Here is a 22437-nt window from a genome sequence, read left to right as displayed (position 1 = left end):
CGCGCCGGCCGCAGATGCGGCGGCGACCATCACAGCTTCTTCAATCCGCACCAGTTGGCGACGAAGAGCGCGATGCTCAGTGTGATCTTGCGGACGCTTTCGAGATCGACGCGCTCATTGAACGCATGCGGCCCGATGCCGTAATGGCCGTAGCACAGCGCCGGAATTCCATAGTCGACGTTGTAGTAGCGCGTATCGGTAACGGCGGTGCCAATCTGCAACTGCATCGGCTCGTTGAAGACCACCTGATGCACCGAGGAGAGCACCTGCTCGGCTTCGCTTCCGGGCTCCAAGACCGACGGATCTGCCTGGAAGCCGCTCCAGATCAGTTCGGCCGGATTGCTCGACAGGAAGCTGTCGGTGGCCTGTGCGTCGGCCAGGCACTTCTCGATGCCACGCATCGCCTCCTGCGGGCTAGTGCCGGGAAGCAGGCCGAGCCGGCAATCGAACTCGCACCAGGCCGCCGTCGAGCTTGCCCAATCGCCGCCCTTGATGATGCCGACATTGAACTTGATCGGCGATTTGACAGTCTTGAACCACGGATGATCCACGGCCTGTTCGTTGAGCCGCTTGGTGTAGTCCTGGAACGCACGGATCACGTGCATGGCCGACAAAATGGCGCTGGTGCCTGTCTCGGAGTAGGCGACATGGGCCGGCGTGCCTCGCACTCGCACGCGGAACCAGATCGCGCCGACCTGCGCGCGCAAGAGCTTTTGGCCGATCGGCTCGGGGATGAGGCACGCGTCGGCGCGATAGCCGCGCATCAACGTCGACAGCGCGCCGTTGCCGGTGCTTTCTTCCTCGGTGACGGTCTGCACGTGGATGCGGCCCTGCGGCGCGTAGCCCGCGGCCCGGATCGCATCGAGCGCGAAAATCATCGCCGACACGCCGGCCTTCATGTCCTGAGCGCCGCGGCCGTGCATCCAGCCGTCGCGCACCACGCCGTCAAATGGCGGAAAATCCCAGAAATCCGCCGGGCCTTCCGGCACCACGTCGATATGACCCTGGAGGATCAGGCTGCGCCCCTTCCCGCCGCCCTCATAAGTCGCCACAACTTGCCTCGAGCCGGCAAGATCGATCCCATCCATCGGAGCCGCCTTCGGATGGCTCATCAGATCGACGTCGGCGAGACTGAAAGCATCGACCTTGTAGCCGCGCTCGGCCAGGCGCTCGGCCATCCAGGCCTGGAGCGGAGCCTCCTGACCGCGGAGACTGCGGAATTGTACCAGGCGCGCGAGGAAGGCCACCTGATCGTCAAAGTTGCGATCGACGGCAGCCCGCAATTCCTCCGCGAGGCTATTGGTCTTGGTCAGCTCAGTTTCCAAGGTCGTCTCCTGTTCGCAGGGGTTATTTCGCCCGAGTGCTCGTTGTTGGTTTGGTTGATGTTCGTCGGTCGCGGGGTTCAGGCGACGAGGCAGGATTCGAGGATCGAAAGCCCCTCGTCCACAATGTCGTCCGATGCCGTGAGCGGGACCAGAATCCGAATCGTGTTCGCGGTCGTGCCGCAGGACAGCAGGATCAGGCCGTTCTGGTGCGCAAGCCTGGTGACCTGACTGGTGGCTTCGGCGTCCGGCTCGTTGCTCCCCCGCTGCTTGAGCACATCGAAGGCGATCATCGCGCCCAATCCGCGAGCCCGGGAAATCGGCAGCAGATGATTGGCCTGGGCAAAGCGATCGATCGCATCGCGCAAGCGCGCACCGATCTCATTGGCGCGCGCGAGAAGGTTCTCCTGTTCGAACACATCGAGCACCGCAAGCGCAGCCGCGCACGCCAGCGGATGACCGGCATAGGTGCCCCCGAGGCCACCCGGCTCCGCCGCGTCCATGATCGCGGCACGCCCGATCACGCCAGATAGCGGCAAGCCACCGGCAAGGCTCTTCGCGACACAAATGAGGTCTGGCTTGACGTCGTAGTGCTCCATCGCGAACATTTTTCCAGTCCGACCGAATCCGGTCTGAACCTCGTCCGCGATCAGCACGATCCCATTCTCGTCGCAGATGCGGCGCAGCCCACGCATCAGTTCGGGAGGAGCCTGGTGGAAGCCGCCTTCGCCTTGCACAGGCTCGATGATGATCGCCGCCACCTGGGACGCATCGATGTCGGCCTTGAAAATGAAGCCGATATAGCGCAGCGCGTCGTCGACGCTAATCTCGCTGCCACTGATCGGAAATGGTACATGCCACACGCCGGGCAGAGGGGAAACAACACCCTTCTTATAGGGCACGACTTTTCCCGTCATCACCGACGCAAAAGCAGTGCGCCCGTGGAAGCCTCCGGTGAACGCGATGACCCCGCTGCGGCCGGTTGCCGCACGAGCGATCTTGACCGCATTCTCGGTGGCCTCGGCACCGGTTGTCAGCAGTATCGACTTCAGCGGCCCGCTGATCGGCGCCAGCGCGTTGAGACGCTCGGCGAGCTCAACATAGGAGTCATACGGAGCGACCTGGAAACAGGTATGCGTAAAGCGATCCAACTGATCGCGAACCGCCTTGATCACCTGCGGATGGCGGTGACCGGTGTTGAGAACCGCGATACCACCGGCAAAATCGACGTAACGTCGTCCCTCGACGTCCCAAAGCTCGCTGTTGAGTGCCCGATCAGCGAAAACCGGTGTGGCATGACCAACACCACGGACCACCGCAGACTGCCTGCGTGACATCAGTTCGGAGTTTAGCGCCATTCTTACTTCCCCAAGTTGAGGGGACCGTAGTTGGCGGTATCGAACGAACAACCAGTTTTATTATCGCGCTATGGTGACTCACATGCACCAGTCGGGCCGATCAGTGCGCTGGCCAGCACATTTTGTAGCCAATTCCGCAGTGCAACAATCGCCGGGTCGCGCCATCGCTCCTTCAAAGCGACCAATTGGTACGTTCCCATGTAGACGGAGGTGGAGAGCAGCTCGACCAATGCACCAGTGCGAAGGTCGTCCTCGACAAGGACGTCATTTGCGATTGCCACGCCCTGCCCAAGCCGCGCCGCCTCGATGGCGAGGTGGGCATGCCAAAGACGCTGGCCGCCGAGCTGCGGCAAATCGACCAATCCGGCCAGCCGAAACCAGCGCTCCCATTGCTCCGTCGATTCCTCGTGGATCAACGCGATCGACGCCAAGTCCGTCAGGCTCGTGATGGCGGGATGACGCGCCAGATAGCTCGGGCTGGCCACCGGGAAGACCCTCGGCCGGATCAAGGGCTCGGACGCTAGATCGAGATGCGTGGTGATCACATCAGCATAGACGATCTCGGCATCGGCCTCACCGCGCGAGAGATCGGGGTGCGACAAGGTTGGCTGCAGGTTGACTTCCCATCGGTTCGGTGGACCCGTCAATTCGGGAAGCCTCTGCAGCAGGCGGCGGTTGGCGATGCCAGGAATACACCAGATGTTAAGCGTGGTTCGCGACGGAGGACGTACCGCAACCGTGGCGCGCGCGATGATGTCGAACGCTTGCGACAACTGCTCATAGAGGAACGAGCCTCGTTCGGTCAGCATGACGCCGCGACCCTGAGCCCGGACGAGCGTGACGCCGAGGCTTTCCTGCAGGTTTTGGATATGACGCGACACGACCGTATGGCTCACCGCCAACTCGTCGCCAGCGGCACGCATGCTGCCGGTGCGGCCAACAGCTTCAAAAGCTCTCAATGCGACGAGGGATGGAACCCGGGGCCTGGTCATAACAGTGTGGGCAATCAGCGCTTCAATTGCCGAGGGTTATGCCCCACCTAAATGTTTTCTTCAATTAGAACAGACACATCGTTGGGTGGCCCGTTCGGTAATGGGTATGAACGGTCGACTCGCTCACTCCTTGTATAGCTGGCGTTAAGCCTATTCCGGCTGCTTCGGCAGGAAGTCGATCATCAGACGTGCTATATCGTCGACCTTCTCGTCTAGCGCGAAGTGACCGGCATCCAACAGATGAATCTCCGCGTCCGGCAGGTCGCGCCTGAACGCCTCCGCGCCCGCTGCAATGAAGGACGGATCATAGCGCCCCCACACGATGAGCGTCGGTGGCTTATGCTCGCGCAGAAATGCCTGCCATGCGGGGTAAGAGGCCACGTTCGTGCGATAGTCGTAAAGCAGGTCCGCCTGGATTTCCCGCTGGCCAGGTCGGGACAGGAACGCATATTCGTCGGTCCATGTATCGGGATTGTAGCGCTCGGGATTGGGGCTGCTGCCGATGTGACGGGCCTTGGCGCCTTCGAGCGAAGTGAAAGCGTCGACCTGCTCCGGGTGCGCATCTCGATCGGCCCAATATTGCGCAATGCCGCTCCATTTGGCGCCGAGCCCTTCCCTGTAGGCGTTCGCATTCTGGATCACAAGCGCGCGCACCCGCTCGGGATGAGCCACCATGATGCGGTAGCCAACCGGACCGCCATAATCCTGCAGGTACAGGACATAGCGGCTGATCTTGAGCTGCTCGAGCAAGGCGTTCGTGGTCTCAGCGAGATGGTCGAACGTGTAAGCGAAACGCAAGGGCGGCGGAGCCTCGCTCTGGCCGAACCCCGGATAGTCAGGTGCGATCAGGCGAAAGCGCGTGGCAAGAAGCGGAAGCAAAGTATCGAACATCCGCGAGGAGGACGGAAAGCCGTGCAACAGCACAATCGTCGGCGCGTCGCTCGGCCCCGCTTCACGATAGAAGATGCTGACACCATCCACCTGCGTACGATGATAGGTGATCGTGGCCGAGGTCGATGGCAAGGCTGCGGCCTGGGCGCCATGACCCATGGCCAGCGCGGCGACGGCCGATAGAACGGTTGGAAGCTTCATATCCTTACCTCCGGCAATGCGACTGGCCGACTTGCGACCGAAACGCGAAGAGACAAGTCCTTCGAACAGCGACACGCGACGACGTCGGTATCCGCTGAATATCTGTTGCAAGAAGATATAGGCTCGATCTCCATCCTGAAAATTCAAATAATGAGATACGTATCATCTCATTTGACGATATCGGAATCTCTCCGCGAAGCGATGGGCATGGTCAGAGCGAAGCCGATGGAATTTGGCCTGCTCGACGCCATATTGAGTTGTGTCGCCAGAACGGTCGGAGATCGATAAGCTTTTCGCCGATCCGATGGATACCGCTGAACTCAGAAACACTTGTTCGCAAACTTGGGAGAACAGCAGGATGGCTAAAGCGTACGAAATCATCGACCATGATTATGATGTGGTGATCGTCGGTGCAGGAGGCGCCGGATTGCGCGCGGCACTGGGCATGGCATCGTCAGGCCTCAAGACCGCCTGCGTTACAAAAGTCTTTCCGACACGCAGCCACACCGTCGCCGCACAGGGCGGCATGGCGGCATCGCTTGGAAACATGGGTGATGGCGACGATTGGCGCTTTCACATGTACGACACGGTCAAGGGCTCCGACTGGCTCGGTGATCAGAACGCAATCGAATACATGTGCCGCGAAGCCGTGCCCGCGGTGCTGGAACTGGAGCACTATGGGGTACCCTTCTCGCGCACCGGAGATGGTCGGATCTATCAACGTCCCTTTGGTGGCCAGACCATCGAGTACGGAAAGAAGATGGCCCAGCGCACCTGTGCGGCGGCCGATCGGACAGGCCATGCCATCCTGCATACGCTCTATCAGCAGTGTCTGACGCACGGCACGGAGTTTTTCATCGAATATTTCGCGCTGGACCTGCTGATGGATGATGACGGCGCCTGTCGTGGCCTGTTGGCGTGGAACATGGAAGATGGGACCATCCACCGCTTCAATGCTCACCGCACTGTGCTGGCCACCGGAGGTTACGGCCGCGTCTACTTCTCCTGCACCGCCGCCCACACCTCTACCGGCGACGGCAACGCGATGGCCCTGAGGGCCGGGTTGCCGCTCGAGGACATGGAATTCACACAGTTTCACCCGAGCGGCATCTACGGCTCCGGTTGCCTGATCACGGAAGGGGCGCGCGGCGAAGGCGGCTATCTCACCAATTCCGAAGGCGAGCGCTTCATGGAGCGTTATGCGCCAAGCGCGAAGGATCTTGCCGGGCGCGACGTCGTGTGCCGCGCCATGACGATTGAGATCAACGAAGGGCGTGGCTGCGGTCCGCGCAAGGACTACATCGAACTACACCTGGAGCACCTCGATCCGGAACTCCTGCACACGCGCCTGCCGGGCATCAGCGAGACCGCCAAAATCTTCGCGGGCGTCGACGTCACACGCCAGCCGATTCCGGTGCTGCCCACCGTCCATTACAACATGGGCGGAGTTCCGACCAATCTGCATGGCGAAGCCGTCACGTCTCGCCATGGCGATCCGGAAACGGTCGTCCCAGGACTGATGGCGATCGGGGAAGCGGCTTGCGTTTCCGTGCATGGAGCGAACCGCCTCGGCTCCAATTCGCTTCTCGACATCATCGTGTTTGGGCGAGCTGCCGCTCATCGCGTGATCGAGACCCTGCGTCCGCAAGAGGGCCACGCACCGGCGTCCGACGAGGCGACCGATCGTGCCATCGCGCATCTCGATCGCATCAGGTGGGCCAAAGGCAAGGCTGTCGCCGGCGACATCAGGCTCGCCATGCAACAGACCATGCAGCGCCACTGCGCCGTATTCCGCACCGGCGCGCTGCTGGACGACGGTTTGACAAAACTTAACGAGGTGATCGCCACGATGCGGGATGACATTGGCGTGACCGATCACACGATGATCTTCAACACCGATCTGGCCGAAACACTCGAACTGGACAACATGCTTGCGCAGGCCAGCGTCAGCCTTCATTCAGCGATCGGTCGCAAGGAAAGCCGCGGCGCGCATGCGCGGGAAGATTTCCCCAAACGCGATGACGAAAATTGGCTGAAGCACAGCCTGTGCTGGCTCGATGATGGTGGCCGCGCGCGGCTCGATTACAGACCAGTGCATTTACAGCCGCTCTCAAACGAGGTGCAGTCAATCCCGCCAAGAGAGCGCGTGTATTGATTGAGGGGGACCGCTCAATGCTGGATGTCGCTCAGTTCAAGAGAACCGGTGGCCGATGTTAGCCAACCTTGCATGAATAACGCTGTCTGCACCGGACAGGACGGTTTCGCCTCATCGCTTACCGCGTTGCAGGCAACAACGGTGGTCGCCTGGGCAATCGCCGTCAAGCGTGTCACGCCTGAAGACGATGAGTTGCGCCTGCGATGGTTGCCCCATCCGAACCTCCCGACGCCGGTCAAAGGACCGACACCCGCAGAGATCGCGTTCTGGCTGGCCGCAGTCTCCCCGCCGGAGAAAGGCGCCACGCCCGGCCCTACCGCGCTTCCTCTTGAGCAAAGCGCCGCGCTGCTTGACGTGCAGGAGACGGACCACTTGGCGCGACTCCGGCATCATGAGGACCGGCGCAGCTATCTGGCCGCCCATGCGGGAGCGCGCCTGATCCTTGGACATGCAGTAGGTCGACCGCCGAATGCGCTGCGGTTTGCACCATCGGCGAACGGCAAGCCGGTCCTTCTGGTCGATCCGCAGGAAATCGACTTCAGCCTCAGTCATGCCAGGGGCGCCGTTGCCGTCGCCGCAGCACGCATGCCCATCGGGGTCGACGTCGAACTCCTACGCGAAGTAGATCATCTGGATTCCATCAGCGAGCTGGTGCTGGCCGCCGAAGAACAAGCTGCTCTGCGGAAAGCGCCGGAGATATCCCGGTCCCGATTGTTTCTCCGCTATTGGACCCTCAAGGAGGCATTGCTGAAAGCGGCCGGACTAGGTTTCGCAGTTCCGCCAAATGAGGTCATCGTCGATGCGGGACCAAGCCCAACGGTCCTCGCAGTACCTCCTGCGCTTGGATCTGTCGCGCAATGGCACCTCCTCGCCTCTGCTGATTTCTGACGGAAGCGCCGACAAAATACGCCGTGGACGAAAATCCACAGTGGTAGTTGCTGGAGGCCAGCGCGGAAAGAGCGTCTCGTCTTCAAACAGCGCACACTGGAAATCAGTTGCTCGGGTAGATCTTTCCCGGATTCATGATTCCTCTCGGGTCCAGCGCCGTCTTTACCGCCTTCATGAGCGCCACCCCCTCACCGTGCTCCGTTTCCATGTGCACGATCTTGTGCAGCCCTACGCCGTGTTCGCCTGAGCATGTGCCTCCCATCGCAATGGCTCGGCGCGCGGTGCGAAAGGCGAGCGCCTCGGCGCGCTCAGTCTCTTGCGCGTCCTTCGGATCGAACAGGATTCCGAGATGGAAATTGCCATCACCGACATGGCCGACGATCGGCGCCGTCAGGCCAGATGCGACAATGTCCGCCTTGGTCTCCAACAGGCAGGCCGGCAGCGCCGAAATCGGCACGCAGGCATCGGTACCCATATTGGCCTTGCCGGGCTCAAGCGCCATCACAGCTTGATAGGAATTGTGGCGCGCCTTCCACAACCGCGTCCGGTCTTCCGGCCGCTCGGCGAATTGAAACGCGCCGCCGCCGTGATCCGCTGTTATCGCTTGCATCATCTCCACTTCTTCGCGCACTCCGTTCGGCGTGCCGTGGAACTCGAGAAAGAGCGTCGGCGTCTCCACATAATCCAGCTTCGAATAGCGGATTGCGGCGCGCATCTGCACCTCGTCGAGCAGTTCAATGCGCGCCATCTTCAGATTGGACTGCAGCGCCGTCACGACAGCGGCGACAGCGCCCTCAAGCGAGGCAAACTGGCAGACGGCCGCAACAGTGGTCTCCGGCTGCCCGTAAAGCCTGAGCTGGATTTCGGTGATGACGCCGAGCGTTCCTTCGCTGCCGACATAGAGATGGGTGAGATCAAGGCCGGCAGATGACTTCCGCGCGCGGCTACCGGTGCGGACGATGCGGCCATCGGGCGTGACGACGGTGAGGCCGAGAATATTCTCACGCATCGTGCCATAGCGCACCGCATTGGTGCCGGAGGCCCGCGTGGCGGCCATGCCGCCGATCGAGGCGTTGGCGCCTGGATCGACCGGAAAGAACAGGCCGGTGTCGCGAACATGCGCGTTCAGCGCTTCGCGCGTCACGCCCGCCTGGACCCGGCAGTCGAGCGAGTCCGGTGTGACCTCAAGGATTTTGTCAAAGCGCGTCATGTCGAGCGACACGCCGCCGGCAAGGGCTGCGAGCTGGCCCTCAAGCGAGGACCCCGCGCCGAATGGCGTGACCGGTACGCGGTGTTCGTTACACAGCGCGAGAACGAAGGCGACCTCCTCGTTGGTCTCGGGAAAGACCACGAGGTCTGGCACACCGACTGCCGGCAGACCCTCGCCGTGGCTATGCAGGTCGAGCACGGCCTGCGAGACGGTGACACGCGCGCCCAGGCGTTCGGCGAGCCTCGCGCGCACAGCGGCGATGACTTCAGTTGTTGGGCGCGGCAGGGTGTGGGCGTTCATGTCGGCTTCCATTGGTGACCCTGCTTCCATCTGCACCACGGCGATCCGCCTTTCAAGCCGCGACGGCGCCGGCTCTCGTGAGCACCAGATCCAGCCCGATGGCTTATTCGGCGGCCTCGCCGTGGCCGAGATAGGCGCCCATCAGGCGGGGATCACGCGCGACCTCGGCGGCGCTGCCCTCGGCGACGATGCGTCCCGAGCTCAGCACATAACCGCGATGCGCGACCGCGAGCGCCATGCGGGCATTCTGCTCAACCAGCAGGATCGCGGTCCCCTGCCGATTGATTTCCACGAGCTTGCCGAACACCTGCTCGACCAGCAGCGGAGCCAGTCCGAGCGACGGCTCGTCGAGCAGCAAGAGGCGCGGACGACTCATCAATGCGCGGGCAACGGCGAGCATCTGCTGCTCCCCGCCTGAGAGCGAAAAGGCCAGCGATGCCGACAGGCGCTTGAGGTTGGGGAATAGTTCGAGCATTTCCTCGATCAATCCCGCCAGTTCGCCGTGCGGCCGTCCATAGGCGCCGATCTTGAGATTCTCGATCACGGTCAATCCGCCGAACAGCCGCCGGCGCTCGGGAACGAGCGCCAGTCCCATTCCGACCAGACGCTCGGTCGGCTCCCTGATCAGCTCCTGACCTGTGAAGCGCACCGAGCCCGAGGCCTGCGCCAGACGCGCGATCGCCTTCAGCGTGGAGGATTTGCCTGCCCCGTTGTTGCCGAGCAGCGCCACGAACTCGCCGACACCGACCTTCAGCGACACCTGCCGCACCGCCTCGATGTCACCATAGCGGACCACGAGATCGGAGACCTCGAGCAGCGGCGCGCCGGTACCTTCGCTCGCGCGGCCGACCTGTTCATGGAGCTCCGCCTCGCGGTCGGCGCGGCCGAGATAGGCCTCGATGACGGCGTCGTTGCGCTGGATCTCGGCCGGCGCGCCCTCCGCCAGCACCTTGCCGAAATTGAGCACGGTGATCCGGTCGGCGAGCGTCATCACCACTTCCATCTCGTGCTCGATCAAGAGGATCGTCATCCCGCGTGCATGCATCTGGCGGATCACCTCGATCAGGCGTGCGGTCTCGGCGTGGTTGAGACCGCCATGCGGCTCGTCAAGCAGCACGAGGCGCGGCTCCAGCGCAAGCGCCTTGGCGATTTCGAGCAACCGCCTTTGTCCCTGCGGCAACGAGGCGGCATTCGCATCGGCAACGTCGGCAAGCCCGACGAACGCAATGATCTCGTCGACCCGGCGTGCGTTTTCCTGGTCGAAGCGCCACGGATGAGCCCTGCCGTGCCGCGCGGCAAGGACGTTCTGGCGCACGGTCATCGAGCCGAACAGGCGGGTGTTCTGGAACGTGCGTGCCAGCCCCATTGCCGCGAGCTGGTGCAATGGCTTCGACGTGACGATGGCGCTTTCGAAGCGCACCTCGCCTCCGGTCGGCGTATAGATGCCGCTGATGATGTTGAACAGCGTGGTCTTGCCCGAGCCGTTGGGGCCAATCACAGCATGGATCGTGCCCTGCGCGACGGTGAGCGATACGTCTTCGAGCGCCGTCAGGCCGCCGAAGCGTTTGGTGACGCCGGAGAGTTCAAGCAGCGCGTTCATGATGCGTCACGTCCGATCGTGCATAGGATTTTTCGCGCCGGCGAAGACTGTGGAAGGCGGAGAGAACCAGTCCGGAGAGACCGGCGGGGAAGAAGGTGATCACGAGGATGACCATGACGCCGAAGACGGCAAAGTAGTATTCCTGCATGAAGCGCAACAGCTCCGGCACGAAAGTGTAGAGGATGGCCCCGAGCACGGCGCCAAGGGGGCTGCCGAGGCCGCCGACCACCGCCATGGCGAGGTAGGAGAAGGTCGACTGCCACGAGAAGACGTCGGGGCTGATATAGCCGCGCAGCAGCACGTAGCAGATGCCGGCAAGACCGCCATAAGCGGCCGAAATCACGAACAGCATGATCTTGAGCCGCGAGATGTCGACGCCGATGGCCTGCGCGGCCAGCGCGTCGTCGCGTAGCGCGCGGATGCGCAGACCCAGCGGACCATTGGCGATCCAGACCTGAAGCAGATAGGCGCAAGCGACGATCGCGAGCAGTACCCACAGCATCTTGTCGTTCTCGCCGGCAAGCCCGATGCCCGGGATCGCGGTGATGCCGTTGGCGCCGTTGGTGAGGCCCTCCCAGTTCACCAGCAGCCGCTCGACGATCAGCGCGAAAGCCAGCGTGCACAGGGCGAGGCAATGCCCCTTCAGCCGCAATGTCGGCCAGCCCAGCGCCATCCCCACCGCGGCGGAGATTGCGATCGCGCCGATCGCGGCGACCGGTACCGGCATGCCTGCGGCCTGAAGCAGCGTGAATCCATACGCCCCGATGCCGAAGAATGCGCATTGTGCGAGCGACATCTGGCCACCGAAGCCGAGAATGAAATTGAGCCCGAGGACCAGGAGGATGTTGATCAATGTCACGTCTGCGACCTGCAGATAGTACACCGACAGGAATTGCGGCAGGAGGAGGCCGCATAGGATCGCCGCGCCGATCACCAGAAGGGCGAGCGTACGCATCGTCAGCGTGTTTCCGTCGGCAGTCATTTATGGACGCTCCAGTTCGAGTTCACCGAAAATGCCCTGCGGGCGGAACATCAGAACTGCGATCAAGACGCCGAACGCGATCACGTCGATATATTCCGACGAAATGTAGAAGGAGCCCGCCGACTCGATGACGCCGAAGATCAGGCCACCGACGAGCGCGCCGGGGATCGAGCCGAAGCCGCCGAGGATGGTCGCCGCGAAGGCACGGAGCGACAGGTTAACGCCCATGTCGGAAGATACGTAAGACAGCGGCGCGACCAGCCAGCCCGCCAAGGCTGCGAGCATGGTGGCGTAGGCAAAGATGAAAGCGATGATGCGGGCTGTGGGGATGCCCATCAGCCGCGCGGCTTCGGCGTCCTGCGCGGTGGCGCGCATCGCGCGACCGAGCGCCGTATGCTGAAACAGCGCGTGCTGGATCGCCATCATCACCGCGAGCGCCGCCAGGATGACGAGATACTGCGCGTAGATCGTGGAGCCGAAGAGCTGCACCGAGGTCGTGCCCAGGGGGCCAGCGAAGTTGAGAGGCTGCGGTCCCCAGATGATCACGGCGATATTCTGCAACGCCATGGACAGGCCGAGCGTTGCCACGATCGCCGACAATTGCGGCGCGTTGCGCAGGGGATGGTAGATTCCCCAAGCCAGCGCGGCGCCGAAGAGGCCAAGGATCACCAGCATCGCGCCGAGGTTCAGCCACAGCGGCATCCCGAGACGATTGGCGAGCCAGCCGACCGAGACGAAGGCGCCGAGCATCACGAGGTCTCCCTGAGCAAAATTGACCAGGGAGACCGCATTCCAGATCAGCGTGTAGCCGAGCGCCACCAGCGCATAGGCGGCGCCGACCGCCAATCCCACCAATACGATCTGAATAAAAGTCTGCAACATCGTAAGATCCCATCCCGGTGCCGGCCACCGGAGGTCCGGCGGCGTCGCGCGCGTTAGCTGCTGATGGCCTTGACGATCTCCGGCTTGCCGCCGGCGACCTTGGTGATGATGCCGGAATGGGTCATATCGCCGTTGCCGGTCCAGCCATAGCGTGTGACGATGCCCGGGAAGTCACGGATCGCGGTCAGGGCCTGCTGGATTCCCTCGCCCGTAATGGCATCGGCGCGCTCCATCGCCGCAATGATCAGCTTTGCCGCGTCGTGATAGACCGTGGCGTAGAGTTCCGGCTCGTCACCGGGATGGGTCGCCGAATAGAGCTTCTTCCAGTTCTGCACCCGCTCGTCGGGATTGTCCTTGACGAACTCGCCGATCGCCATGCATCCGTCGGCGCCCTCTCCGGCGAGGCCGAGGAAAATCGGCTGCGAGAATGCCGTGTTGCCGGCGATGCCGAATTTGACGCCGAGGGTCTTGCTCTGCTTGGCAATGAGCCCGGCCGGTTGATCGTCAGTCCAGACGATGATGCCGTCGACACCGGCCTGCTGGAAGGCCAGGATCTGCGAGGTGTAATCTTTGGTCGCGTCGGTGTGGGCCTGCACCAGCGCAGGCTCGACGCCGCGCTTGGTCAAGGAGGCCTTGACCACGCCCATGCCGGATTGCCCAAAGGCCGTGTTGACGTAGCCAAGTCCGATCTTCTTCCATTGCAGATCTTCGGTGACGTATTTGACCAGAAGGTCCGCGCCGATCGCATCATTCAGGCGGACGCGAAACACCCAGGGGCTGCCTTGCTGGGTGACGACCGGACCGGTTGCGCCCGTCAGGCACGGGATCTTGTATTTCGCGAGCAACGGCAGGTTCGGCAAGATACCCGGCGTGTAGTGCGGACCCACCAGTGCCACGACTTCGTCCTGGGTCGCGAGCTTGGTGACGGCATTGGCCGCCGCAGTGGGGTTCGGCCCGAGATCGTCGGCGATGCGCACTTCGATCATGCGCCCCTTGATGCCGCCCTTGTCGTTGACCTGCTTCACCGCAATCGCGACGCCGTTCTTCATCCACTGGCCGTTCTGGGCGAACTGACCCGTCATCGGTCCGGAAATGCCGATGCGGATGGGATCGGCGGCGCGTGCACGGCCAAGGATCGCCGGCATTGCGAGCGGCGCAGCGGCGATGCCCTTGATCAGACTGCGTCGAGAGAAGCGCAAGGTAGAGACCATGGCAGTTTCCTCACTTGGTTTTGCGATGCCGCCTCGTCTCGAGCGGCTAGTTTTGCGAGCAGGATCGGCTCAGTTATCCGAGCGGAGCGGACGAAGGCCGAAGACACAGGCGGCCGAGAGCAGCGCCATCGCGACCATGTAGCCGGCCACCCAATAGGCCGAGCCGTACTCGGCAAGCAGTGCGGTTGCGATCAGCGGCGAGAGGCCGCCGCCGAGGATCGGGCCGAGCTGCTGCACGAGCGAGAGGCCGCTGTAGCGAATGCGCGCCGGAAACAGCTCCGAGAAGTAGGCGCCCTGCGCGCCGTAGACCGAGCCATGACCAAGCGCGAGGCCGAGCGCGATCGCGAGCCAGATCATGCCGGTGTGCCCGGTGTTCAGCATCTGGAAGAAGACGAGCGCGAGCGCGGCCTGGAAGATCATGCCGCCTAAATAGACTGCGCGACGACCAATCCGGTCCGACAGCGCCCCGAACATCGGCAGCGTCAGGCATTCGAGCGCACAGCCAACGAGCACGCCGTTCAGGATCGTCTGGCTCGGCAGTCCGAGCTTGGTCTTGCAGTAGGTGATCGCGAACACGGCGTAGATGTTGAACAGCCCGCTTTCGGCGACCTTGGCACCGATACCGAACAAAATGTTGCCCTTGTGATTGCGGACCGCTTCGACCACCGGCACGCTGGCAGCCCCCTCCTCGCTCAGCACGCGCTTGAACGCCGGCGTCTCCGAGATCTTGAAGCGGATGAAGAGCCCGATTCCGACGAGGACGATCGAAAACAGGAACGGGATCCGCCAGCCCCAGGCGAGGAAGTCAGGCTCGCTCATGGAGGTCGACAGGATTCCCAAAAGCGCGATCGGGATCAGGAATCCGGCGGGCACGCCGATGTGGACGAGCGAGCTGAAGAAACCGCGCCGGTCGGCCGGCGCGTGCTCGACCGTCATCACCATGCCGCCGCCATATTCGCCGCCGATGCCAATTCCCTGCAACAGCCGCAGCCCGATGAGACAGATCGGCGCCAACACTCCGACCTGCTCATAGGTCGGCATGAGTCCGATGAGGAAAGTCCCAAGTCCCATGATCACGATAGTGATGAGCAGCGCCGTTTTTCGGCCGACGCGGTCCCCGAAATGGCCGAACAGCACGCCGCCGAGCGGCCTTGCACAATAGCCCACGAAGAACGTCGCGAAAGCGAGCAGCGATCCGACCAAGGGATCAGAACTCGGGAAGAAGATCTTGTTGAAGACGAGCGCGGTTGCGGTCGCGTAGAGCGTGAAGTCGTAATACTCGATCATGTTGCCGATGGCGCTCGCCACAGCAACCTTCCGGATGTCGCTGGACTCCCGACCCTTGATCGAAGCGGTCACTTGGTCTGCCACCCGGCTGGACCCGCTCGACCTAACCATTCCGCTCATGACGTCGTCCTCCGGCTTCGGCAGGAAGACATCCCTGCCCGGACTTTTGTCCGTATTGCGGACAACATGAGCAGCGAGTTATTCCACATGTCAAGTGGATTTTTCGGCCGCGTCACTACTCTCCTCTTAAATTTAGCGCGAACAACTCGATATGTTGCCGACCACGCTTGACGTCATGCGCGCATTTGTCATACAAAAATGTCCGTATTCCGGACAATAAGGAGGATAACGTGCCAGCGAAGATTACGGGGATCATCCCGCCCCTCACCACGCCGTTCGATCAGAACGGCGACATCGACGAAAAGGCCTTCCGTCGCCAAGTGAAGTTTTTGCTCGATAAGGGCGTGCATGGCGTCTGTGTTGGCGGCAGCACGGGTGAGGGTCACACGCTTACCGCCGACGAATTCCGGCGTTTGATCGAGGCCTGCGCAGAGGAGCTGAACGGCAAGGTGCCGCTCGTCGCCGGCATCATCGCCAACTCGACCCGCGAAGCGATTGCCCGCGCCCGCGCCATCGAATCGCTCGACGTCGCCGCGCTCCAAATCACGCCGGTGCACTATCTCTTCAAGCCAGACGAGGATGCGACGGTCGGCCACTTCAAGACGCTGTCCGAGTCGGTCAAGCAGCCCGTCATCATTTACAACGTCGTGCCCTGGAACTACCTGAGCCCCGCGCTGCTGCTGCGGATCATGAACGAGCTGCCCGGCGTGATCGGCGTCAAGCAGAGCGCCGGCGACCTGAAGCTGATGGCCGATCTTTTGCTCGACGTGCCCGCGGGCAAGGTCGTGCTGACGGCGGTCGATGCGCTGCTCTATCCGTCCTTCGCGCTCGGCGCGCATGGCACGATCGCCGCGAACCCGGCCGCAGTGCCCGGCGCCTGCGTGGCACTGTGGAACGTGGTCGAACGCGGTGACCACGCGACCGCGATCGAGATCCACAAGCGCCTGTTGCGGTTCTGGAACACGATCGTCGGCGACAATCTCCCGGCCTGCGTGAAGCATGCCCTCACCCTCCAGGGATCGCCGAGCGGTCTTCCGCGGCAGCCGATGCCGGCTCCGACCAGCCGGCAAAAGGACGCGATCGCGGCTGCCCTCAAGCCCCTGCTCGAGGTCGAAGGCAGCGTGAGGCTGGTCGCAGCCGAGTGAGCGCACGACAAAGGGCGCGGCATTGCCGCCGCGCCCGATTCCGTCTAAGTCGGACTTGGTTCGCGTCCTGGATATTGCGTGGCGACGCCACCCGAAAGGTCCGACATGACTAGCGTCGACAGCGGTCGACAGAGCGTGAAGTCGCTCTTCAAGATGCTCGAGGTCCTGGAGGCCTTCTCCTCGACCGACCCCGAGCTGAGCGTTGTCGAGATCGCGCGACGTACCGGCCTACCGCGCACCACCGTCCATCGCATCGTCGATAGCCTGCGCAGCGTCGGGTTCCTGGAGCAGGATGCGAGCCGCGATCGCTACCGGCTTGGCATAAAACTGTTCGAGCTCGGCGGCAGCGCACTCATGAACCTCCCGCTGTATCGCGAGGCGCCGCCTTTCGTCGATACGCTTGCCAAGCTCAGCGGCGAGGATGTGCATCTTTGCGTCTTCGACGGCGCGCAGATGGTCTTCGTCAATCGCCGCAGCCAAATTGCTGCACGCCCGCACAACACCGTCATCACGATGGAAGCCTCGCCTTGTCACTCGACAGGCGTGGGTAAGGCGGCGCTCGCCTTCCAGAGCGACGCCGTGATCGACCGGGTCATCCGCGCCGGCCTGCCTCGCTTCACGCCGAGCACAATCGTTGAGCCCAAGCGGCTAAAGGCCGAACTGGCCGCGATCAGGTCCCGCGGCTATTCGGTGGACGATTGCGAGCATGAGCCGGAGCTGCGCTGCGTCGGCGCACCGATCCGCAACAGTGCGGGCCGCGTCTTCGCGGCAATTAGCGTGAGTGGTCCGAGCCGGCGCGTTACGGCTGAATGGGTGCCAGAGCTCGCCCGGACCGTGATGACGCACGCCGAGCTCCTGTCGATCCGACTGGGCTACCAGCCTGACTCGCACAGCCGAGCCACCGACGCTGCGCCGGAGCGCAACGCCCCCAAACGTCGTCAACGGACCACGGCAGGAACCGCACAAGGCGAACGTGGCGCCTGATCGAAGGGCTTCACCTTCCATCTTCGCCAGTCCGGGGCGCCGCGCGCAGCTAAGAGGTGACTAGCCCAGACGGTCGCCTCAATTGGCCCGTCGAATCTGCAAGACTCGCGAGGTAGTGCGCGGCATCACTAATGTCGGCGACGATCTCGCGTTCGGCACTATCGGCGTCACCCGCCACGATAGCCTTCAGCGCCGCGGTGTGGTGATCCCAACCCTTCAGCAGGACGACATATTCGGGGATCACGTAGGACAGCACCGGCCCGCAGCGCAGCCACATGTTCTCGATGGTCTCGACGAGCAGCGGGACCCCCGACATCGCGTAGATGCCGAAGTGAAACTTGCGGTGATGCTCGAGGTAGCTCTCGAGCTTGCGCGCAGCGATCAGCGACTGCATCGTCGAGAGCCGCTCTTGCAGCTTCCGCAGGGCGGCCTCGTCATGCCGCCGCAGGGCCGCCTCCCGCGCTGCGCGGCCTTCCAGCGCGCAACGCACCACCGTCAGGTCCGAAAGCTCGCGGCGGGACAGGTGCGGCACGATCGCGGAGTTGCGCGGCCCCTGCTGCAGCACGCCTTGCGCTACGAGACGGGTGACGGCGTCGCGCACCGGCGTGATTGACGTCCCGAAACTTTCGGCCAGCGAGCGCAAGGTCAAGACCGTGCCGGGCTCGAACCGCCCGGCCAGCAGCGCGTCCCGCAACTGCGCGTGCGCGAGATCCCACAGCGGTTCACGCTCGATTCGTTTCAATGCCGTCATACAACGCTCGGTATCGCGGCGCGCGACATCGCGCAAATCCCTCCTCCGGTCGGCCGTCTTGACCTACCGACGATGTTTGTTATAACAAACAACAAAACGGGAGGAAATACCACGATGAGAAAAGTTGCCGCGATCACTCTGGCATGCCTGATTTCGATGCTCCAGGCGCCCGCCAGCTACGGTCAGTCGGACTATCCCCAGCGGGACATCACCTTCATCGTGCCGTGGAACGCCGGTGGCTCGAACGACGTCGCGGCGCGGGCGCTCGATCCGATCCTGCGCGAACATGGGATCAAGATCGTCATCGAGAACGTCGTCGGCGCGACCGGCGTGATTGGCATGCGTCGGGTCGCAAGCGCAGCGCCGGACGGTTACACGCTAGGCATGGGGACCAGCTCGACGCTGGCGCTGATGGCGCAGGGCAAGGCGCCGCTGACGAATGCGCAGTTCACCCACATCGCGCGCGTCTCGACCGATCCGTTGATGCTCCTGGTCTCGACCAAGGCCGAGCAGAAATCGCTCGACGATTTCATCAAGTACATGAAGGGCAATCCCGACAAGGTCACGATCGGCACCCCCGGCAATTACAATCTGAACCACATCTTCGCCTTGATGACCGCGCGCGCGGCGGGCGTGAACTTCGTCAACGTGCCCTACACCGGCGGATCGAAAGTGGTGGCCGACCTGCTCGGTCAGCACGTCGATTCCGGCGTGTTGAAGCCGTCGGAAACACTTGGCCAGATCCAGGAAGGCCTGCTGAAGCCGATCGGCATCTTCGCCAATGAGCGGCTGGAGATGTTTCCGGACGTACCGACCTTCAAGGAGAAGGGCTACGACGTCTTTCCCTACGGCCCCGTCGTCCAGATGGCTTACGTCGTTGGTCCGGCAAACCTCCCCGACGATGTCCGCACCAAGCTGGTCACCGCGTTTCGCGCCGCCATTCAGGATCCGCGCTTCAAGGAATTCGCTAAGAAGAACGTGTTCCTTGTCGACGACCTGACCGGCGATGCGCTGACCAAGGAAGTCGACAACGTCGCGGCCACGCTCGGCACTGTGGCGTCTCAGGTCTTTCCGAAGGAATAGGCTGATGCGGCGGAATCGCTGCTCTTAACTCCAACGCTCTCCAACCAAGGTTCACGCGCTTGTCCATCAAGAAGATCACCTGTCACGTCGTCGCCGCTCCGGTGCAACGTCCTTTCACCTCCTCGCGCGGCTGGCTCTACAAGACGCGCGGCACCTGCTTGGTCGAGATCGAGACCGCTGACGGCATCGTCGGCTGGGGCGAGTGCTACGGCCCGTCAGCGGTCGCGAAAGCCTTTATCGAAACCCAGCTTGCCCCGCGCGTGATCGGCCACGACCCCTTCGACGTCGAGGTGATCTGGGAAGATCTCTACAACCGGATCAAGGATTACGGGCCGAAGGGCATGTCGATCGCAGCCATCAGCGGCATCGACATCGCGCTCTGGGACATTATCGGGAAAGCCTGCAACAAGCCTGTGCACAAGCTTGTCGGCGGCGCCTTCCGCACCGAGGTCGATGCTTACGCCACCGGGCTCTATTTCACCGACATGAACCGGCTGGTCGAGGAAGCGGTCGAGGAAGCGACGGGCTACGTTGAGGCCGGCTTCAAGGCAATAAAAATGAAGATCGGGCTTGGTTCAATCAAGCGTGACTTCGAGCGCGTGAAAGCCGTACGCGAAGCGATCGGCCCCGGCATCAAGCTGATGGTCGACGCCAATCACTGCTTCACTGTGCCGGCTGCAATCCGTCTCGGCCGCAAGCTCGAAGAGCTCGACATCGAGTGGTTCGAGGAGCCGATTTCGCCGGAAGACATCGACGGCTATGTGGAGGTCTCGCGCGCGCTCGACATGGCGGTCGCCGGCGGCGAGAACGAGTTCACCCGATGGGGCTTCCGCGACGCCATCGTGCGCAAGGCGATGGATATCGTGCAGCCCGATGTCTGCGCGGCGGGCGGCATTACCGAATGCAAGAAGATCGCGACGCTTGCCACGACGCATGGCGTGGAATGCGTCCCCCACGCCTGGGGGTCCGCGGTCGGCCTTGCCGCCACCATCCACTTCCTGGCGTCGATCCCGAACCAGCCGCCGAGCCTGTTTCCGATGCCGCCGATGCTGGAATTCGAGCAGGAGGAAAACCCGTTTCGCGATCACCTGGCGGTCGAACCGATCGTCCAGGTCAAGGGCAAGGTCGCGGTGCCGACCGGCGCCGGACTTGGCATCGAGATCGATCGCGGCGTGATCGATCGCTACCGGGTGGCGTGAACCGATGGTCCGCTCATGAAATTCGTCACCTTCAGCGAGCAAGGCTTTACGCGCGCCGGCGTGCTGCTGGACAACGGCAGCGAAATAATCGTCGACCTTGCGCATCCGGCGATGGGCGAAGCCCTCGGCGGCGCGGCACCGCAGGTGCAGGCCCTGATCGAAGCCGACCTGCCCAAAGTCGTGGAACGCATTCGCGTGCACGGCTTCGCTGCGGCAGCGCGGCTTTCGCGCGAGGCGGTCACGCTGATGGCGCCCCTGCCGGCGCCGCGGCGCATCTTCGGAATCGCACATAACTACCGCGACGCGCTGGCTGAACGCGGTATGGCGCCGCCCGAGAAACCGGTGCTGTTCATGAAGGCACCGCAAACGATCATTGGGCCGGAACAGCCCATCGTGCTGCCGGCAACGATCGGCGGGGTCACCTACGAGGCGGAACTCGCGGCCGTGATCGGCACGCGCGCCGAGAACGTCAGCAAGGAGCGTGCGCTCGATCACGTCGTCGCCTATGGCTGCTTCAACGATGTCAGCGCAAGCGAGATCATCAAGGCCGACGGCCATTTCGACCGCGGCAAGAACTACCCGACCTTCGGTCCGTTCGGACCTTACCTCGCCTCCCGCGATGAGGTACCAGATCCGCACGCGCTCACCGTGACGCTGAAAGTCGACGGCCGCATGCTGCAGTCCGGTTCGACGGCGAACATACTATTCGACGTCGCCGACCTCGTCTCCTATCTGTCGCGGCAACAGGCGCTCGAACCAGGCGACATCATCGCCACCGGCACGCCGGCCGGCGTGGCCGGGCTGCACAAGCCGCCGGCGTGGCTCAGGCCTGGTTCGACCGTCGAGGTCGAGGTTCAAGCCCTCGGCCGCCTGCAAAATCCAATCATCGAGGGGCCTGCGCCAGATGCCTGAGAAACCCGTCGTCCTCCTGACCAACGCCATGCACCCTGATGGCGAGGCGATTCTCACCCCGCACGTTCGGTTGATCGTCGCGCCGGACACCAGGCCGGAGACACTGCGCCAATGGGCAGCGGATGCCGACGGCATCATCGTGCGCGCGAAACTGCCCGACGACATCGTCGATCATGCACCGCGTCTGAAGGCTATCGTCCGTCACGGCGTCGGTCTCGACTTCATCCCGGTCGCCGCCGCCACGGCACGCGGCATCGCGGTTGCGAACCTGCCCGGAAGCAACACCAACGCGGTGGCCGAATATGTCATGTCGGCCTTGATGCATCTGCGGCGGCCGTTGCAGCGCGTGGACACGCTGATGCGCGCCGAAGGCTGGGCGACCAGCCGCGCGATGGCAGACGGCCTCACCGAGTTGAGCGGAACGACGCTCGGCATCCTCGGCGTCGGAACAATCGGGCGCCGCGTCGCCTCCATCGCGAGCAACGGTTTTGGAATGACTGTGCTCGGCACGTCGCGCCGAAAGGGATCGCTGCCGCCTGATGTCGAGGAAGTCACGCTCGTGGAGCTGTTCGCGCGGAGCAACGCCGTGGTGGTCTGTTGCGCACTGACAGACGAGACACGCAGGCTCGTCAGCCACGATCTGCTGGCGCACATGCGGCCGCAATCCGTCCTGGTGAACGTCTCGCGCGGCGCCGTGGTCGACACGCCCGCCATCATCTACGCGTTGCGGTCAGGCAAGCTCGCCGGTGCCGCGCTCGATGTATTCGATGTCCAGCCGCTGCCGTCCGACGACGCATTGTTCGATTGTCCCAACCTGCTGCTGACGCCGCATATCGCAGGGATCACCGCCACCAGCGGCCGTGCGATGGCGGTTGGCTCGGCCGAAGAAATGCTCCGAATCCTGCGCGGCGAGCAGCCGCTCAATCTCGTCAATCCCGAACACAAAGCGGTCTGAGGTCTTAAA

At 63.1% G+C, this 22437-nt stretch carries 19 protein-coding genes; 8 read left to right on the top strand and 11 right to left on the bottom strand.

Translation table 11 applies throughout. The features are described from left to right. Positions 1-29: 29 nt before the first annotated feature. The 4 genes from AC5ZG1_RS00185 to AC5ZG1_RS00170 all read right to left on the bottom strand — a co-directional run bounded on the left by AC5ZG1_RS00185 (position 30) and on the right by AC5ZG1_RS00170 (position 4764). Entirely contained in the window at positions 30-1325 is a 1296-nt protein-coding gene (locus AC5ZG1_RS00185) for an ArgE/DapE family deacylase (protein WP_130224172.1), read from the bottom strand. A gap of 77 nt (positions 1326-1402) precedes the next feature. Continuing rightward, positions 1403-2680 (bottom strand): 4-aminobutyrate--2-oxoglutarate transaminase, encoded by a 1278-nt coding sequence (gene gabT / locus AC5ZG1_RS00180; protein WP_456641138.1) that lies wholly within the window; start codon positions 2678-2680, stop codon positions 1403-1405. A 68-nt stretch (positions 2681-2748) separates the two neighbouring features. Beyond that, a complete protein-coding gene (locus AC5ZG1_RS00175; protein WP_130224168.1) occupies positions 2749-3672 on the bottom strand; it encodes a LysR substrate-binding domain-containing protein in 924 nt (307 codons plus the stop codon). Positions 3673-3822: 150 nt separating this feature from the next. Further along, positions 3823-4764 carry an alpha/beta fold hydrolase gene (locus tag AC5ZG1_RS00170; protein ID WP_496131659.1) on the bottom strand — a complete coding sequence of 314 codons (942 nt, stop codon included), beginning with the start codon at positions 4762-4764 and terminating at the stop codon, positions 3823-3825. Positions 4765-5068: 304 nt separating this feature from the next. On the opposite strand from AC5ZG1_RS00170, the gene sdhA reads away from it, so the two are divergent. Continuing rightward, positions 5069-6919: a succinate dehydrogenase flavoprotein subunit gene (sdhA, locus tag AC5ZG1_RS00165; RefSeq protein WP_496131658.1), complete on the top strand. Its 1851-nt coding sequence runs from the start codon at positions 5069-5071 to the stop codon at positions 6917-6919. 48 nt (positions 6920-6967) lie between these two features. Further along, positions 6968-7807 carry a 4'-phosphopantetheinyl transferase family protein gene (locus AC5ZG1_RS00160; RefSeq protein WP_496131657.1) on the top strand — a complete coding sequence of 280 codons (840 nt, stop codon included), beginning with the start codon at positions 6968-6970 and terminating at the stop codon, positions 7805-7807. 103 nt (positions 7808-7910) lie between these two features. On the opposite strand, the gene AC5ZG1_RS00155 is transcribed toward AC5ZG1_RS00160, so the two are convergent. The 6 genes from AC5ZG1_RS00155 to AC5ZG1_RS00130 all read right to left on the bottom strand — a co-directional run bounded on the left by AC5ZG1_RS00155 (position 7911) and on the right by AC5ZG1_RS00130 (position 15399). Further along, positions 7911-9317: an FAD-binding oxidoreductase gene (locus tag AC5ZG1_RS00155; RefSeq protein ID WP_456641142.1), complete on the bottom strand. Its 1407-nt coding sequence runs from the start codon at positions 9315-9317 to the stop codon at positions 7911-7913. Between the two features lie 103 nt (positions 9318-9420). Then, the gene (locus tag AC5ZG1_RS00150; protein WP_456641143.1) at positions 9421-10917 is read right to left on the bottom strand and encodes an ATP-binding cassette domain-containing protein; all 1497 of its coding nucleotides are present in this window, start codon (positions 10915-10917) and stop codon (positions 9421-9423) included. Further along, the gene (locus AC5ZG1_RS00145; protein ID WP_496131656.1) at positions 10901-11899 is read right to left on the bottom strand and encodes a branched-chain amino acid ABC transporter permease; all 999 of its coding nucleotides are present in this window, start codon (positions 11897-11899) and stop codon (positions 10901-10903) included. The genes AC5ZG1_RS00150 and AC5ZG1_RS00145 overlap by 17 nt, the downstream gene beginning before the upstream one ends. Continuing rightward, entirely contained in the window at positions 11900-12781 is an 882-nt protein-coding gene (locus tag AC5ZG1_RS00140) for a branched-chain amino acid ABC transporter permease (protein WP_456641144.1), read from the bottom strand. Positions 12782-12834: 53 nt separating this feature from the next. Continuing rightward, positions 12835-13992 carry an ABC transporter substrate-binding protein gene (locus tag AC5ZG1_RS00135; RefSeq protein WP_456641145.1) on the bottom strand — a complete coding sequence of 386 codons (1158 nt, stop codon included), beginning with the start codon at positions 13990-13992 and terminating at the stop codon, positions 12835-12837. Positions 13993-14061: 69 nt separating this feature from the next. Further along, entirely contained in the window at positions 14062-15399 is a 1338-nt protein-coding gene (locus tag AC5ZG1_RS00130) for an MFS transporter (protein ID WP_245474569.1), read from the bottom strand. Between the two features lie 230 nt (positions 15400-15629). Here AC5ZG1_RS00130 and AC5ZG1_RS00125 point away from each other — a divergent pair, with 230 nt between their 5' ends. After that, entirely contained in the window at positions 15630-16544 is a 915-nt protein-coding gene (locus AC5ZG1_RS00125; RefSeq protein ID WP_496131655.1) for a dihydrodipicolinate synthase family protein, read from the top strand. A 105-nt stretch (positions 16545-16649) separates the two neighbouring features. Continuing rightward, positions 16650-17528 carry an IclR family transcriptional regulator gene (locus tag AC5ZG1_RS00120; RefSeq protein ID WP_496131654.1) on the top strand — a complete coding sequence of 293 codons (879 nt, stop codon included), beginning with the start codon at positions 16650-16652 and terminating at the stop codon, positions 17526-17528. Positions 17529-17577: 49 nt separating this feature from the next. On the opposite strand, the gene AC5ZG1_RS00115 is transcribed toward AC5ZG1_RS00120, so the two are convergent. Further along, complete coding sequence (locus AC5ZG1_RS00115; RefSeq protein WP_245474568.1) at positions 17578-18315, bottom strand: GntR family transcriptional regulator; 738 nt, start codon at positions 18313-18315, stop codon at positions 17578-17580. Positions 18316-18393: 78 nt separating this feature from the next. On the opposite strand from AC5ZG1_RS00115, the gene AC5ZG1_RS00110 reads away from it, so the two are divergent. Genes AC5ZG1_RS00110 through AC5ZG1_RS00095 form a run of 4 tightly spaced genes read left to right on the top strand, consistent with a single transcriptional unit; the run spans position 18394 to position 22428 of the window. Beyond that, positions 18394-19362 carry a Bug family tripartite tricarboxylate transporter substrate binding protein gene (locus tag AC5ZG1_RS00110; RefSeq protein WP_496131653.1) on the top strand — a complete coding sequence of 323 codons (969 nt, stop codon included), beginning with the start codon at positions 18394-18396 and terminating at the stop codon, positions 19360-19362. Positions 19363-19421: 59 nt separating this feature from the next. Then, entirely contained in the window at positions 19422-20561 is a 1140-nt protein-coding gene (locus AC5ZG1_RS00105) for a mandelate racemase/muconate lactonizing enzyme family protein (RefSeq protein WP_456641149.1), read from the top strand. A gap of 15 nt (positions 20562-20576) precedes the next feature. Next, positions 20577-21473, top strand: coding sequence for a fumarylacetoacetate hydrolase family protein (locus tag AC5ZG1_RS00100; RefSeq protein WP_456641150.1), 897 nt, complete (start codon positions 20577-20579; stop codon positions 21471-21473). Continuing rightward, on the top strand, positions 21466-22428 hold the full coding sequence (locus tag AC5ZG1_RS00095) for a hydroxyacid dehydrogenase (protein WP_456641151.1): 963 nt from the start codon (positions 21466-21468) through the stop codon (positions 22426-22428). Before AC5ZG1_RS00100 ends, AC5ZG1_RS00095 begins: the two co-directional genes overlap by 8 nt. Positions 22429-22437 lie beyond the last annotated feature (9 nt).

The sequence above is a fragment of the Bradyrhizobium sp. Leo78 genome, assembly GCF_059512425.1.
The sequence above is the reverse complement of the archived record's forward strand: the minus strand, read 5'-3'. Positions and strand labels throughout refer to the sequence as shown.

Excerpts from the sequence above, each read along its gene's own strand:
- gabT (WP_456641138.1), bottom strand. The coding sequence starts at position 2,680 with ATGGCGCTAAACTCCGAACTGATGTCACGCAGGCAGTCTGCGGTGGTC.
- AC5ZG1_RS00175 (WP_130224168.1), bottom strand. The coding sequence starts at position 3,672 with ATGACCAGGCCCCGGGTTCCATCCCTCGTCGCATTGAGAGCTTTTGAA.
- AC5ZG1_RS00170 (WP_496131659.1), bottom strand. The coding sequence starts at position 4,764 with ATGAAGCTTCCAACCGTTCTATCGGCCGTCGCCGCGCTGGCCATGGGT.
- sdhA (WP_496131658.1), top strand. The coding sequence starts at position 5,069 with ATGGATACCGCTGAACTCAGAAACACTTGTTCGCAAACTTGGGAGAAC.
- AC5ZG1_RS00155 (WP_456641142.1), bottom strand. The coding sequence starts at position 9,317 with ATGAACGCCCACACCCTGCCGCGCCCAACAACTGAAGTCATCGCCGCT.
- AC5ZG1_RS00150 (WP_456641143.1), bottom strand. The coding sequence starts at position 10,917 with ATGAACGCGCTGCTTGAACTCTCCGGCGTCACCAAACGCTTCGGCGGC.
- AC5ZG1_RS00145 (WP_496131656.1), bottom strand. The coding sequence starts at position 11,899 with ATGACTGCCGACGGAAACACGCTGACGATGCGTACGCTCGCCCTTCTG.
- AC5ZG1_RS00140 (WP_456641144.1), bottom strand. The coding sequence starts at position 12,781 with ATGTTGCAGACTTTTATTCAGATCGTATTGGTGGGATTGGCGGTCGGC.
- AC5ZG1_RS00135 (WP_456641145.1), bottom strand. The coding sequence starts at position 13,992 with ATGGTCTCTACCTTGCGCTTCTCTCGACGCAGTCTGATCAAGGGCATC.
- AC5ZG1_RS00130 (WP_245474569.1), bottom strand. The coding sequence starts at position 15,399 with ATGAGCGGAATGGTTAGGTCGAGCGGGTCCAGCCGGGTGGCAGACCAA.
- AC5ZG1_RS00120 (WP_496131654.1), top strand. The coding sequence starts at position 16,650 with ATGACTAGCGTCGACAGCGGTCGACAGAGCGTGAAGTCGCTCTTCAAG.
- AC5ZG1_RS00110 (WP_496131653.1), top strand. The coding sequence starts at position 18,394 with ATGAGAAAAGTTGCCGCGATCACTCTGGCATGCCTGATTTCGATGCTC.
- AC5ZG1_RS00100 (WP_456641150.1), top strand. The coding sequence starts at position 20,577 with ATGAAATTCGTCACCTTCAGCGAGCAAGGCTTTACGCGCGCCGGCGTG.
- AC5ZG1_RS00095 (WP_456641151.1), top strand. The coding sequence starts at position 21,466 with ATGCCTGAGAAACCCGTCGTCCTCCTGACCAACGCCATGCACCCTGAT.